Genomic DNA, 13,767 nt, shown 5'->3' on the forward strand with positions numbered 1-13,767 from the left:
GCATTCTGTTTATATTGGAATTATTTCTTAGGTGGTTTTTATTCCGCACTTGTTTAAAAAGTTGGCAGTGATCTTTTGAACTCGCTCATCTACGCCATGTGAACGACCAAAATGCGAGTTTGGAACAATAATTCCAGGCGGCTGTGATAGTCCGAATGACCAGTAAATGGTCGCGGCATTGAAAACCCAATTGCCTTTACCACCTGGATAAACCGTTGCTGTATAATGAGATTTTGCATTAGTAGTATTGATCGTTTCACCCTCAGCCACCACTTCCAAACCAGGAATATCAGCAGGGTCGCCATGGTGCTCCCATCCTACAAGTCCGGGGATCTTATCGCCCTTTTTCATACCTGTACCTTCAAATATCCAGTGTTCAGGTTTACTCACGATCCAGTCGGCAGATCCATTGAAGGGATACATCGTTCTGGCACCGATCAGTGTATTTTCATTCGGCCAGTCATTTCTGGCGAAAGGGCCCATGATACCCAATGCCTCCTCAACTTTACTGATCCCTCCAAAACGACCTATTCTAAATATCGTGCGGTTCGGATTCTCGTTGGCATCCGGTACAACCTGTATGCGGTCGCCCCCATCTTTAGCCAGACCTGATGCTTTGTTAAGTTTCGCAGGATCCATTTTAACCCCAGGTTTCAGATCGATCACCCACATCAATGAATTCCCTGAAAGAAATGCAGCATTTAATCCACGAGCCACAGCACTTTTCACATTCTCAAACATTGGAAGCGTCCAGTACTCATCATGCCCAATAGAAAGAAAGCATTTCACCCGGTCAAGCCCCTTCGCATCTGCGTGGGTATCAATATTGCTGCAATAGGTTACATCATACCCTTCCTTCTCCAGCCAAAAACAAAGAGGATATTCCCAAAGCAAAAACTCACCAGACCCTTGTGAAAGAGGCTGATCAACTACCTGCGGATATTTCGAAAAAGGGCGGTCAAAGCTCGACCAGGTTCTTCCGCTATGCGGTTGCAGCGGCGGGTCGCTGGTATAAAGTGAGTGGCTGGTGTCGGGCCATTTATTATAAGCCTGCCAGGTGGTATCACTGGTTTGGAACATTAGATCAGCCTTTCTATCATCGCGAACGATGAAAATGATATAACTCTCATACCGGTGCGCGGTGCAGGAGAGCTTACCTACATAAACTCCGCTCAACCAGTCTTCAGGAATTTTAAATGAAGTAGTTCGATCCCAGTCGCATTCGCGCAAACGATGTTCGGCAATTGGAGGAACAACCTGTGGCCGCACAGGGAAAGGTCCCAACTTTTGCATGAAGCGCCCGCCTTTACCTCCATAATAACCCATGCGATAGAAATCAATGCTTACATTCGTTTGGGACGAGGCACTTAAAAAAATATCGATCGACTCGCCGGCACGAATACTCATTTTGGAGCAATAGCCTTCAATTTCTTTCGAACGAAATTCTTCAGATTTTACATACGTAAGCTGCCAATCCGTTGTGCCCTGCTTTTTATTCTCGGCTGCAATCAATCCACCTTTAGGCTTCTGAGTTTCGGCAGTTCCAATCAAGGGTGTCAGAACTCCTAAAAGTCCTGCCTGAGCAGCATTTTTCAGTAATTTGCGACGCGATATATTATTTATATTCTTCTTCATTTGCTCAGGTTAACAGGAGGAATCCTGTTTATTATATTCTATCAGGCTTTCTATATGGGACAATAATTTTTTGAATTATCCCTATTCGCGCTTAAAATTTAAATCTGGTCGAAATCATATCCTTTAATTATTTATCAGGTTCCACCTTTAAGGTAAGCAATTAACTTTGCCATCTCATCCTTTGAAATAGATCGCTCCAGTCCATCAGGCATGAGTGAAAGTCCGGAGTTGCTTAATGTTGCAATATTCTTCCTCAGGATTGGCTCATCCGTTCCAAAGGTTGTACGTAGGGTCAGACTATTTTCAGTTTCCGAAACAAGCCAGCCACTCAGGGAACGGCCATCATTTGTACTGATAGAAATTGACTGATAAGCGGGCAAAACCTCATAATTCGGCACAAGGATATGCAGTAATAAAGCCTCTGCAGGCTGATTTTTTACTCCTGTAAGGTCCGGTCCCACTTTTCCGCCTTCTTTCTGATAAGTATGGCAGGCAGAGCACGACTTCTGAAAAACAGCTTTCCCTAGCTGAACATTTGCTGTAAGCGCCAGGCTCTGGCGGTATTCCTGATAGATCTGCATCCTGTCGCCGCCTTCTAATTCTTTAAATAATAGCTTTGCCTGTTCGCTCAATTTCTGATCCTTGTTTGACATCAGGCGAATGCGATCTGCTGAAGAGATCTCCGCACTTGTAATTATTCCATTTTCTATGGCCCTGAACAATTCAGAAATGAAAACAGGTTTAGAGACCAGTGCAGAAATCACAGCCGATTTCACTCTGGGTGTATAGGCTGACCATGCCTGCTTTCCGGTAAGTAATGCTGCTCCACGGGGATCATTCAAACGAGTGATGGCCGATACCGATTCCAGCAATAATTCTGGTGGAGTACGCAGATCAAGCATTTTTTGAAGCGTCTTTGAAGCACGGTCGAAATCTGTATATCCAAGAAGGGCGGTTGCCAGTACACGTAATTGTGTTCTGCCGTTTTCATTCTCTGCCAGGCTGATTGATCTATTGATAAAATTATCCAGCGACTGAACATTTGCAGACGAGGTATTTGTTCCCTGTAAAGCGTAGACCATTCCTTTTGGAGAAGTTCCAAATTCCTTAATCCTGCCGTTTGTTCCTTCGGCTAATCCAAGTATTGCCGATACTCGCCATTCATCATCGCCGCTTGCAGACAATACTTCCTGCAAGAGAATGCGACAATCAGCAACAGTACCAGCATTTCCAAATAAACGACTCAGATCCTTCATCACAGCGGCATAGGCCATTGGGTCGGCACCCTGCTGTTCCCTCAGAGAAGATAAAAATACGGGCATTCGTTTTTCGATACCACTTAGAACTGCTGCACGCACCCATTGATCTTTACCATCCCGGGAAGCAATTTTTGCCAAAGCCTTCACTACTCCGGGGCCTTCCAATGAACCAAGCACCAGGGCGCTGTTAAATCGAACCCGAATAGCTTCATCACCTGCTGCTGCAACAAGCGATTGAACTAATTCAGGATATTTTTCGGCGTTTGATCCTGCCATTAGTACTGCCTGCTCACGTACTCCGGAAACCTTATCGTGCATGGCTTTTTTAATGATATCCGAATCCAGAGAATTTAATGAATTGAGTAACCATAAAGCACGCGCACGACTTTCAGGAAATGCAGCAGCCAAAGCTATTTTTTTCAGGGAAGGAATCGATGCCCGATCATTCCTCTCCAGTAAAAGCCGGTGTGCTGTGGCGCGTTCCCATTCTTCAGCGGATGCAATGGAAGACATGATCTTTTCGATCGAACTTCTGGAACTAAGTCCTGTGCTACGATCATATTTCTTCTCTTTAAAATCTTTTCTAACGATACGGTAGATGCGACCATCGCTCTTTCCACTTTCCCAGTCTAAACCAGGGCGTGCCTCTTCAGGTATATAAGCCGGATGATCGATCACCTTACGATGCATATCGGCTAGGTAAAGTGCACCTTCGGGACCATGCTGCAGAAATACGGGGCGGAACCATTCATCTGTTGAAGATAAAAACTCACGTCCTTCATAAGGAATTCTGGACCGGAAAGAAACACCATCGGGATTGACAATCTGTCGCTGAACCAGATTTTGCGCCGATTCACAAATAAATATATTACCCTGATGAGCCGGAGTTAAGGCAGTCCCGTTAAAAGCAAGGAGGCCGCTGGCCGCCGTGAACGTACCCGCATGTGAGCGGCCAATTAGTTTCGGGATGAAGTCAGCACTGGTTACTGCATTCGAGATCGGATAGACTACTGCATCAGCCTCAGTTTTAGAAACATTCTGTACACTTTCATTGAAAAGCAGGTTAGGATTCCTCTTCAAATACCAGGGCTCCATGACGGTATGCATCACCGGATGACGGTTTGAAGTACCAAAGCGTCTGCCATAGGGATCGAATGTTAAGCCAAACTGGCTTTTACCTCCGGTAACCTGAAATTCAAAGGTTTCGGGATGAAAGCGTCCATCGGCAGATTTATAGGATACAGCCGGGCGATCAGGGTGTTCAGGAGAAGTAATATTTCCGCCATTCAAACCTCCGGTAACATAAATCCAGCCATCAAGGCCCAGGATCGGGTGACTCGTTCTGATCTGAGCGGTCTGTGTGGCAAAGAAACCAGTAAGAACTACCTTTTTAATATCCGCTACACCATCACCATTGGTATCTTTAAGATAATAAAGATCAGGAGAACAGGTTACAAATACCCCACCTTTCCAGGGCAGGATCCCATTGGGATAGGTCAGTCCGGTTGCGAATTCGGTTCGTTTATCGTATTTCCCATCACCGTTTGTATCCTTTAAAAGTGCGATCCGACCAAGACGAGTTGGAGCTCCCCCTTCCGCAGGGTCGGGATATCCGCGATCCTCAACAACATACATCTGTCTGTCTTCATCAAAAACAAATGCCACAGGATCAATGACCAGAGGTTCAGCTACGATCAGGTCGATACGCATTCCGGGCTCGATCTGAAAGCTATCCAATGCTTTTTTCAGTTCAGTAGAACGTGAATTACTTTGCCAGGCAGCAATAAGTACTACCAGTACCAGCAAAAGCAATCCAGAAAATTTATATTGATTGAAATTATATTTTTTCATATTCAAATTCAGGTAGAATTTAAGGTTTTGTACTATCCAGTTTGCCTAAGAGATCGAATATGGTATTGGTGATCTTAGTCGATGCATCAACTTCCAGATAACTGGATCTGGCCCTCCAGGTTTCATAACCGCCTAATTTATGATGTTCAGGAGTTGGTAAATAGCCATTATAACCATTGGCAAGTGAGACCATGAAGGTTGTTTTAAAGGGACTTTCGGCCTTAACCTTGAGACCAATTTCCACGAAAACCTCGCAAGGTGCAGAAGTAATGGCCAATTCGCCCAAACGGAAAGCCTGCAGGATAACAGAAACCTGTTTAGGATAATCAGCAATCAGAACAGTCTCCCTGGCATAAATTTCTTCCATCGAATTCATGACAGGTCCTTTTGCCTGGGCAATTATCCCTTTTGCACGAACAATTTCATCTTTTGAAGGCAACCGGACACCCAGATTGATCTCTTTCTGTGCGGAACTCAGGGAGATCCAATCCTGATATTTAATATTTTGAACCGTTTTATAAGCTTCCGCAGCTATAATATTTGCTACCTGCTGCATGCGGGTATAAGCCGGAACTGAAGGCGCTGCCGTGCCACCGAAATTAATATTATTGATATTCCCGCTGGTTCCGTTCGACATCATTGCAACAAAGCCAGGGTATTGCCGATCGCCCTGCATCAATTGCTTCATTCTTTCAGCAAAAAAACCGTAATAGTCGGCAGATACTTCTGCAGCACCTGTCCCACCCACATAATGAAGCGAATAATTAGCCATTAATGCGATTGGGCGGCCGGTCAGACTTTGAATGGATATCACTGGAAGCCCCGGATCTGTTGGTCCGGCAGGTTCCAGAAGATCCGGATTAGCTATACCAGGATTCATCTTCACCTGGTCTTCCTTTCCAAAAGGGTTGATGATCGGTTTGCCGGGTTTCATTTTCCAGCGACGGTTAAATACCTGGGAAGGCTCATTTCCAACAGCCCAGCCAATGCGTGCAGGAACCAGATTATTATTGGCTCTAACTACTGCATCTGCAATTCGTTCTCTTAAAAAAATCAAATAATCCTTATCGGGATCACTTTGAAATACAGAACAAGCAGTGCCACCGGAATGGGTATGAGTGGCTGACATCATCATGTTCTCTACAGGAATACCGGTTATCTTATTTGCCCTTAGCTTGGCATCATCCAATACCTCCCTGGAAACCATGCAGAGGTCAGCAACGACAATGGCCAGACGCGTTTGTCCGTCATCCAGAACGATAGCCCGTGCATGTGTCTCATCATGGATCTGCCTGATGGTGATATCTTTCATGCTTCCATTTATGGAAGTTCCGATTTTTGGGGTGATATTACTGGTTGCAGCGCCGGCTTTGAAAATTTTGCCGGATTGCGCGGGACTTTGAGCATTGACTATATGAATGCTTGCAATTGAAAATAATAGACAAAGGCTAAAGATTCCGGGTTTCGTGTTCATTTTGTAGAATTTTGAAATAATTTGTACAGCTCCTAAACAATCACCCATTATATTTGCCTAAACAAAAACTAAGCTGTTGACAATCAATAATTTATAAATTTTGTGGTCAATCTTATTTAAAAAATATCCAGTATGTTTATTAATATTAAAAATTGATCTTTCTGTCTCTTGCGATAATTTTCCAGGTACCTGCTGCTTTTCCATTTTCAATAATTGTCGCATGATCGTATAAGGCAACTGTAGGACAAATATGTATTGGAAGGGCAAAGAGCACATCTCCGATCTTATAAGCATGTCCTTTTCCGACTTCAATGATCATATGTTCCTCATTTTGTCCGATTGGCTTCAATTCAGGGGCATTCAGAAAGTAAGCACGTTTTAGAAGCTCATTCTCAGAGGCAATAGATTTATGTCCCAGGTCGATACAGATCTTGCTTTCATCGGGCAGTGAAATTACTCTTGTAAGCACCAGAGCAGCATAAAGAAAGTTCTGTTCAGGCAAAGCATCATGATAACCCTTATCCCAGAAAATGAATGTACCGGGGCTGCATTCAACATTCCTTCGTGTAGAATGAATAGCAAAAGTTGGAGAACCACCAGCAATCAGCAGCGGGAAATTATGTCCTTCCTGCCCAATCCTGTCACGTAATTCTTCAGCCTCTTTGAAGTCGCGGTCACAATGTGCGGCTCTTTCCACTACATCCATATCCCTGTTATGACCATCGTAGGCATGAAATGCCATAAACTCTAGAGAAGACAAATTCAGAATTTCTTTATAGAGATCATAGGCTTCTTGCGTAGGTTTGATACCGGTTCTGTTCATACCAACATTCAGATCGATGCAAACAGGCATAGTCATTTCTTTATTGGAAGCATAAAAAGATGAACTCCTGAATAAATCGGAGATCATTTGTGCCGTTTGAAGATTATCAACCAGACAAGAGTATTTTGTTTTGGGATATGCCTCCATCAATTTCAGGAGGCGCAGAAATTTTGGTTTTAAAGGCTGGTAAGCCAATAAAACATCCTTTGCCTCACACATACCCAACATTTCAGCTTCAGCGATCGTTGCACATTTAAATTTATTGATGCCCTGACCAATCATCAGCTTTGTGGCTTCAATATTCTTTTGGGTCTTTACATGCGGTCGAAGAAGGTCGACAGAAGAAACAGTTTTTTTCAACCGTTCAATATTCTCCAGCACCCTTTCCGGATAAATGATCAATGCAGGAGAATCTACCTCATCAATGTTCTGAAACTGATACCAGTTATCATGATTTGTCATGTTATCAAGAATAATTGCTGTTTAAATTTCAATCAGGCCCAGGCTTTCCTCAAAAACCTTAACCAGTTTTTATAAAAAATATTTTCAATGTCTGCGCCAGAATAGCCACGTCTGCTCAGGATACCTTTAAGATTCTGAAGGTCAGAAATGTCTTCCAGATCATATGGAGATTGTTCTTTGCCGTAAGCGCCATCAAGATCACTGCCGATAGCAATATGATTGCTGTTACCTGCAATCTGGCAGATGTGATCATAATGATCAACCACCTTCTCCAGATCAATTCCTCTTTCTTTAGGATCATCCACACCACGTACCCAATTATCGGTCAGCATCCAGGTATCGAAAACTCCGCCGATTACCGCATCTCTTTCGATCAGGATTTTGATCTGATCATCGGTTAACTGTCTTTGATGATCTACCAGTGCACGGCAATTATGATGACTTGCCCAAACAGGTCCTTTGAAAATAGATAATGCTTCTTCGAAACCTTTATCCGTTAAATGTGTCACATCCAGGATCATATTCAAATTATCCATTTCCTTCACCAGGTCTTTACCCTGAGCGGTTAATCCGTCGGTCATACCAGTACCTGCTGCGTATCTGCCGGGGCCATAATGCGCCGGACCACAGGCACGCAATCCATAGGCATAGGCTTTTTCCAGGTAGGAAATATTGACGAAGGAATCTGCACCTTCCAGGCTTAAAATATAACCGACCGGTTTATTATAATCAGGGAGTGATTTGTCGAACCAAAGCGCCAGATGTTTTTCCATCTGGTCTAAATTAGTGATCTGCACCATTTCAGCCTGATCTTCCATAGCGCGGTACCATGCAAGCTGAGCCTGAGAAATACCCCATGCGATCTCCGGAGAATTCCATCCCGGCAGGGCGCTTCCCGGTTCTACATAGCGTGCGATCTGGGTAGCTACCACTAGTCCGATATTACCCTTCCTGAGTTCAGGAAGTGCGACTACTCCCTTTGCACGATCAAGTTTATCGGTCATTCCCTCTTCGCGGCTACGGATCTGGTACACAGTTTTTTTCAGGTCCCGGTTCCACTCGATCGCATTCATTGCCAGATCAAGGTGGCAGTCAAAAATAAATACAGATTCTTCAGTCATTCTTTAAGGTATATCAATTATTTATCGCCTTTACGGAATGCGATCGCGTCGATCTCCACTTTTATACCATGGCCTAAACCAGATTGAACGGTGGTACGGGCAGGCTTAACCTTGGTGAAATAGGATGCGTAAACAGCATTATAACGATCAAAATCTTTTATATCACTTAGGTGAACAGTACATTTCACAATATCATCCAGTGTAAATCCAGCAGCTTCGCAGATACGTTTTACATTATGGATGGTTAAATGCGTTTCCTCCTCGATTGTTCCTAAAACAAAAGAACTTGTTGTAAAGTCAACAGCAGCCTGTCCGCTCACGAACAACCAGTCGCCTGCAACCATTACCCCTGCAGAGTATGCTCCTGTACTGAATGTTTTATCTGCTTTATCCGGATGTTGTATTTCTCTCTTTTCCATTTTTTATTTTTTATGATTGATTTATAGGTATTAATTGAATTCTACGGTTCCGAAAAACTCCGGCCGGTGAAAGTCGGGCTCTTCAGTTTGTATAGTATTCCAGGCCAAAAAATGTGGCTCAGGAAGCTCATCTCCGCATTTATAAAAATTAGCCCGGCATTTTTTGCCTTTCATAGATGTTATCTGATGGTATTGAAAAGCAGCAAAAGGTATCGCTACCGTCAGCTCCCATCCAATGTTTGCATCCTTGCTTGTTGCTGGTTTCATAGTGCTTTGAAAAGCGATCGATCTGATGAGCTCCGGAGAGGTCATTTCACGATTGGTACGTTCCTCCCCAAAACTAAGAAGGCAGGTTCCTGCACAATTAAACTCGAAGTTATAATACTCAGGCTCATCCCCAAAAGAGACAAAAAACTCCACGCAGCTATCCTTATAAACCGGTTGATTCGGTTCGGAGCAAACAGCCCTGACATGCTTTTCTTCTACAAAAAACTTAAGGAAGACGCCGCTGTCGCCATGAGCCATGGCAAAGGACACCTCCGGTTTATAGGGGAATGCAGCCCAGGGTGAGTTGTTAATGATCTCCTGATGCACATGATCAAGCTTCCTGGATATCTCAGCAATGACGCTTGTATCATCTATATTAATATATGGAACAGAGAGATGTTTCATTTTTCAGCTTTTTTCACCTTTTTCTTCTTCTTCCTTCATTTTTGCCAGTTTTTGCTTGACAATATCAAAAGGATATTTCATTGCCAGTTTCCTGATATCATAATTAAAATCAGCAAAGGTTTCTTCCCAAAGCTTGGATTCCTCTGGGGTGTATTTGTAGAAACCATGACCATTTGCGACTCCCTTTCCGCCTGCTTTCACGATATCATCTATCAGTTTAGGCATCCCGGTATCATTACAGAGTGTTGGATTCAGGTCTTTCATCACATTATGATAAGCAGGAACTCCGGTAAGGTCCATCCAGCCAAAAACACCTACCAGAGTCATCCAGTAACCTGTATTATTACGGCATGCTCTGTCTACGTCCTCAACGGTTGCGTACCCGTTTTCAACCAGATAAAAAGCTTCACGATACATCGCATACATCAAACGATTGCCGATAAATCCGCGAATATCTTTCCTGACCAGGGTTGCTTCTTTGTTCCAGAAATTTGAAAGTTCATAAAGGTATTCACCCTTTTTAATATCACTCTCATCGCCACAGATCACTTCGAGGAAACGGGTAGTATGAGAAGGTTCTGCCCAGTGCAAACCGAAAAAACGGTCGGGGTGTTTGGTCATCTTTTGCAGAATGCTGATCGGAATAGCAGATGTATTACTGGTCATCAAGGCATCTTCAGCAATTTCGGCTTCGATCTTGGCATAAACCACTTTTTTGATCTCTTCACTTTCAATAGTACATTCAATAGCCAGTTTGCAGGGCTTCAGCTGAGCATAATCTTCTGTAATGATCAGATTCTTAAAATAGAACTCCGGATCTTCAGTAACCATTCCCTCCTCTTTTGCTTTCACAAAATGCTTGCGGATACGCGATTCTGCAGTAGTCATATCGATACTGATCGGTGCAATAGCTACCACAGGATGTCCGGCCATCAGCAGGCAGGTTGTGATGCTGCAGCCCATAAGGCCCAGTCCCACAACACCTACCGGAATTTCACTTGTTTTAATTGACATATAAGTTAACTAAATTTTAAGGGATCATTTATTATTGGTCACTTTATTAAATCAAAGAAACCACCTTGCCGGTCTTCACTGACTCATCGCATGCAAAAGCAATTCGCAGACTGTTCACCGCATCATCTCCATGTGCGGTAAGATCAAGATCTTCAACAATAGACTTCAGGAAATAACGCTGCTCACGGTTACAAAGCTCCTGATGATCAGGCTCATCCTCCAGGTTGATCAGGATATCCTTTTTGGCAAATTTTTCATCTTTGTCGAGGTCAGCATGATGGAAAAGTATTGATTCTGTTTTGGAATGCGATTCGATCGAAGCAGATTTACCTGCACCTCCTGCATCTTTAGCAACGATAGAAACTGAACCCTTCGGCCCAAATACATCTTTCACAAAGTAAGCAGTTTCGCTGATCATTGGTCCCCAGCCAGCTTCATACCACCCCACAGAACCATCTTCAAAACGGATCTGAAGTTGGCCATAATTATAGTTATCAGCAGGGATCTCATCTGTTAATCTTGCACCGATCGCATAAACCTGTACCGGCTTTGAACGTGTCATCTGGCACATTACATCAATATAATGCACTCCGCAATCCACAATTGGGCTCAGAGAACTCATCAGATTACGGTGAAGTGTCCACATCGCACCATCGCTTTGCTGATTCAGGTTCATCCTCATTACCAAAGGCTTACCTAAATGCCCGGTCAGTTCAATGAACTTCTCCCATGATGGATGATGGCGCAAAATATAACCAACCACTAATTTTTTATTTGCTTTTTTTGCAGCCGCAACTACACGCTCAGCACCTTCCACAGAGTCGGCTACCGGTTTTTCAATGAATACATGACAGCCTGCTTCAAAAGCCTGAACGGCATAACGCTCATGTGTGTCAGGATAAGTTGAGATACAAACCGCATCCGGTTTAGTTGCTGCCATGGCAGTATCCATATCTTCAAATAATGGGTAATTAGCATCCATCCTTGCATTCAATACTTCCTTGGATTTTCCTCTTGATACGAGTCCGACAATTTCAAATCCCGGATTGTTATGATAAGCGATGGCGTGAGATGCGCCCATGTTTCCGCAACCTATAACCAGGACGCGTACGGGTTTAACTTGATTCTGCATATTAGATATTGTTCAATATATAATTGTTGATATATAGGTTCTAAAAAAACAGTGTGGATATATGATTAACCACATAGAGGCATAGGTTTTAAATTTTCTGCACCAATACAGAACTATGTTTCTATGTGGTTAAAAAAACTAACCGATTGCTTTAATTAAACCAGATATATTAATTCATTTGTTTATAAATTACCTTTCTTCAGTTCTTTTACCGCATAATCGCAAGCTCTTGCAGTAAAGGCCATATAAGTTAAGGATGGATTCTGACATGCGTTTGAAGTCATGAATGCACCATCGGTAACGAATACATTCTTTACATCATGCATTTGATTCCACTTATTCAGGACCGAAGTTTTAGGGTCATGTCCCATACGGGCGGTACCCATTTCGTGAATTGCCATTCCTGGTACTGCAGGTCTGTCAAAGGATTGAATATTTTTCATTCCGGCAGCTTCCAGGATCTCTGCAGCATCGTTTCTCATATCGATACGCATTTTCCTTTCATTCTCACCAAACTCACAGTCAACTGCAAGCAACGGTTGTCCCCATTTATCCTTTTTAGTATGATCCAGAAAAACACGATTCTTATATTCCGGTAAATGCTCACCAAAAGACCCAAGTCCCATTACCCATGGTCCCGGTTCAGTCATATCCTCTTTAAATTCCTGTCCATATCCCATTTCAGGAATAGCTCTTTGCCAACCGGTTCGGCTGGCGCTACCACCGTAATGGAATCCGCGTAAATAATCACGCTCGGGCTTATCGCCAAGGTTACGGTAACGTGGGATGTAAACACCGATCGGGCGTCTTCCATAATAGTATTTATCATCAAAGCCTTCGGCGGTTCCTGATGCTCCAACCTGGAAGTGGTGGTCCATCAGGTTATGACCTAAATGCCCGCTGCTATTACCCAAACCATCCGGGAAAGTCTCTGATACGGAGTTCAGGAGGATATGTGAAGTTCCCAATGTAGAAGCGTTCATAAAGATCACTTTTGCATAGTACTCGATATGCTCATTCGTTTCTGAGTCGATCACCAATACCCCTTTTGCCCTTTTAGTCTCTTTATCGTATAAAACAGAGTTTACAATAGAATAAGGACGTAAAGTAAGGTTACCTGTTGCAACAGCTGCAGGCAATGTGGCAGATTGAGTACTAAAATAAGCACCGAAGGGACATCCTCTGTTACAAAGATTTCTGTTCATGCAGGTACCTCTTCCATTATGAGGAACGGTCAGATTTGCCATGCGGTATACGGTCATCATCCGCTCACGGTTATAATGACTTTCAATTCTCTTTTTAACCTCCTTTTCCACGCAGTTCATCTCAAATGGAGGAAGAAATATCCCGTCAGGTAATTGTGCAAGCCCTTCGTTCTGTCCGCTGATTCCAGCAAAGCGCTCCACATAATCATACCATGGTGAGATATCTTTATAGCGTACCGGCCAATCCACTCCGTAACCATCTTTGGCATTTGCCGAGAAGTCCATTTCACTCAAACGCAGACAACCGCGTCCCCATGTAATGGATCTTCCACCCACATGATAACCACGGTACCAGTCGAAGCGTTTTACTTCAGTATAGGGACAATCAATATCATCTACCCAGAACTTAGCGTTATGCTCAGAGTACTGACCAGCACGGGTCTGCACCAGATGCCTGCTGCGCTCCTCTGGAGTAATTCTTCCCCTGTGCTTGAATTCCCAGGGTTTTAATAAAGCTGTATCATAATCTTTAACATGTTCCACATTGCGGCCACGCTCAAGCATCAATACCTTTAATCCCTTTTCGGTCAATTCTTTGGCCGCCCAGCCACCACTAATTCCAGAACCAACCACAATAGCATCGTACGTGTTTTGCTTCTCTGCTTTTATATTAATATTCATGTATCTTAAGCTATTCTAA

General features: G+C 43.4%; 10 protein-coding genes. All 10 read right to left on the bottom strand.

Annotated elements, in window-relative coordinates; genetic code table 11:
* Nucleotides 1–27: 27 nt before the first annotated feature.
* The 10 genes from BLR27_RS03625 to BLR27_RS03670 all read right to left on the bottom strand — a co-directional run bounded on the left by BLR27_RS03625 (nucleotide 28) and on the right by BLR27_RS03670 (nucleotide 13,748).
* Nucleotides 28–1,635, bottom strand: coding sequence for a N,N-dimethylformamidase beta subunit family domain-containing protein (locus BLR27_RS03625; protein WP_090700122.1), 1,608 nt, complete (start codon nucleotides 1,633–1,635; stop codon nucleotides 28–30).
* Between the two features lie 134 nt (nucleotides 1,636–1,769).
* Complete coding sequence (locus BLR27_RS03630) at nucleotides 1,770–4,745, bottom strand: PVC-type heme-binding CxxCH protein (protein WP_090700125.1); 2,976 nt, start codon at nucleotides 4,743–4,745, stop codon at nucleotides 1,770–1,772.
* 19 nt (nucleotides 4,746–4,764) lie between these two features.
* Nucleotides 4,765–6,219 carry a neutral/alkaline non-lysosomal ceramidase N-terminal domain-containing protein gene (locus BLR27_RS03635; protein ID WP_221406291.1) on the bottom strand — a complete coding sequence of 485 codons (1,455 nt, stop codon included), beginning with the start codon at nucleotides 6,217–6,219 and terminating at the stop codon, nucleotides 4,765–4,767.
* Nucleotides 6,220–6,364: 145 nt separating this feature from the next.
* Nucleotides 6,365–7,504, bottom strand: coding sequence for a D-TA family PLP-dependent enzyme (locus BLR27_RS03640; protein ID WP_090700132.1), 1,140 nt, complete (start codon nucleotides 7,502–7,504; stop codon nucleotides 6,365–6,367).
* Between the two features lie 32 nt (nucleotides 7,505–7,536).
* Nucleotides 7,537–8,625 carry a dipeptidase gene (locus tag BLR27_RS03645; RefSeq protein ID WP_090700137.1) on the bottom strand — a complete coding sequence of 363 codons (1,089 nt, stop codon included), beginning with the start codon at nucleotides 8,623–8,625 and terminating at the stop codon, nucleotides 7,537–7,539.
* 17 nt (nucleotides 8,626–8,642) lie between these two features.
* Nucleotides 8,643–9,044, bottom strand: coding sequence for a RidA family protein (locus BLR27_RS03650; RefSeq protein ID WP_090700142.1), 402 nt, complete (start codon nucleotides 9,042–9,044; stop codon nucleotides 8,643–8,645).
* A 30-nt stretch (nucleotides 9,045–9,074) separates the two neighbouring features.
* Nucleotides 9,075–9,716 (bottom strand): carbohydrate-binding family 9-like protein, encoded by a 642-nt coding sequence (locus tag BLR27_RS03655; protein ID WP_090700146.1) that lies wholly within the window; start codon nucleotides 9,714–9,716, stop codon nucleotides 9,075–9,077.
* Between the two features lie 3 nt (nucleotides 9,717–9,719).
* On the bottom strand, nucleotides 9,720–10,730 hold the full coding sequence (locus BLR27_RS03660) for a 3-hydroxyacyl-CoA dehydrogenase family protein (protein ID WP_090700150.1): 1,011 nt from the start codon (nucleotides 10,728–10,730) through the stop codon (nucleotides 9,720–9,722).
* Nucleotides 10,731–10,776: 46 nt separating this feature from the next.
* Nucleotides 10,777–11,862, bottom strand: a complete 1,086-nt coding sequence (locus BLR27_RS03665; protein ID WP_176767600.1) for a Gfo/Idh/MocA family protein — start codon at nucleotides 11,860–11,862, stop codon at nucleotides 10,777–10,779.
* 182 nt (nucleotides 11,863–12,044) lie between these two features.
* A complete protein-coding gene (locus BLR27_RS03670) occupies nucleotides 12,045–13,748 on the bottom strand; it encodes a GMC oxidoreductase (protein WP_090700158.1) in 1,704 nt (567 codons plus the stop codon).
* Nucleotides 13,749–13,767: the final 19 nt, after the last annotated feature.

This window comes from Daejeonella rubra, assembly GCF_900103545.1.
Classification (GTDB): domain Bacteria; phylum Bacteroidota; class Bacteroidia; order Sphingobacteriales; family Sphingobacteriaceae; genus Daejeonella; species Daejeonella rubra.

Coding starts and splice junctions, on each gene's coding strand:
- BLR27_RS03625 (WP_090700122.1), bottom strand. CDS start 1,635: ATGAAGAAGAATATAAATAATATATCGCGTCGCAAATTACTGAAAAAT.
- BLR27_RS03630 (WP_090700125.1), bottom strand. CDS start 4,745: ATGAAAAAATATAATTTCAATCAATATAAATTTTCTGGATTGCTTTTG.
- BLR27_RS03635 (WP_221406291.1), bottom strand. CDS start 6,219: ATGAACACGAAACCCGGAATCTTTAGCCTTTGTCTATTATTTTCAATT.
- BLR27_RS03640 (WP_090700132.1), bottom strand. CDS start 7,504: ATGACAAATCATGATAACTGGTATCAGTTTCAGAACATTGATGAGGTA.
- BLR27_RS03645 (WP_090700137.1), bottom strand. CDS start 8,625: ATGACTGAAGAATCTGTATTTATTTTTGACTGCCACCTTGATCTGGCA.
- BLR27_RS03650 (WP_090700142.1), bottom strand. CDS start 9,044: ATGGAAAAGAGAGAAATACAACATCCGGATAAAGCAGATAAAACATTC.
- BLR27_RS03655 (WP_090700146.1), bottom strand. CDS start 9,716: ATGAAACATCTCTCTGTTCCATATATTAATATAGATGATACAAGCGTC.
- BLR27_RS03660 (WP_090700150.1), bottom strand. CDS start 10,730: ATGTCAATTAAAACAAGTGAAATTCCGGTAGGTGTTGTGGGACTGGGC.
- BLR27_RS03665 (WP_176767600.1), bottom strand. CDS start 11,862: ATGCAGAATCAAGTTAAACCCGTACGCGTCCTGGTTATAGGTTGCGGA.
- BLR27_RS03670 (WP_090700158.1), bottom strand. CDS start 13,748: ATGAATATTAATATAAAAGCAGAGAAGCAAAACACGTACGATGCTATT.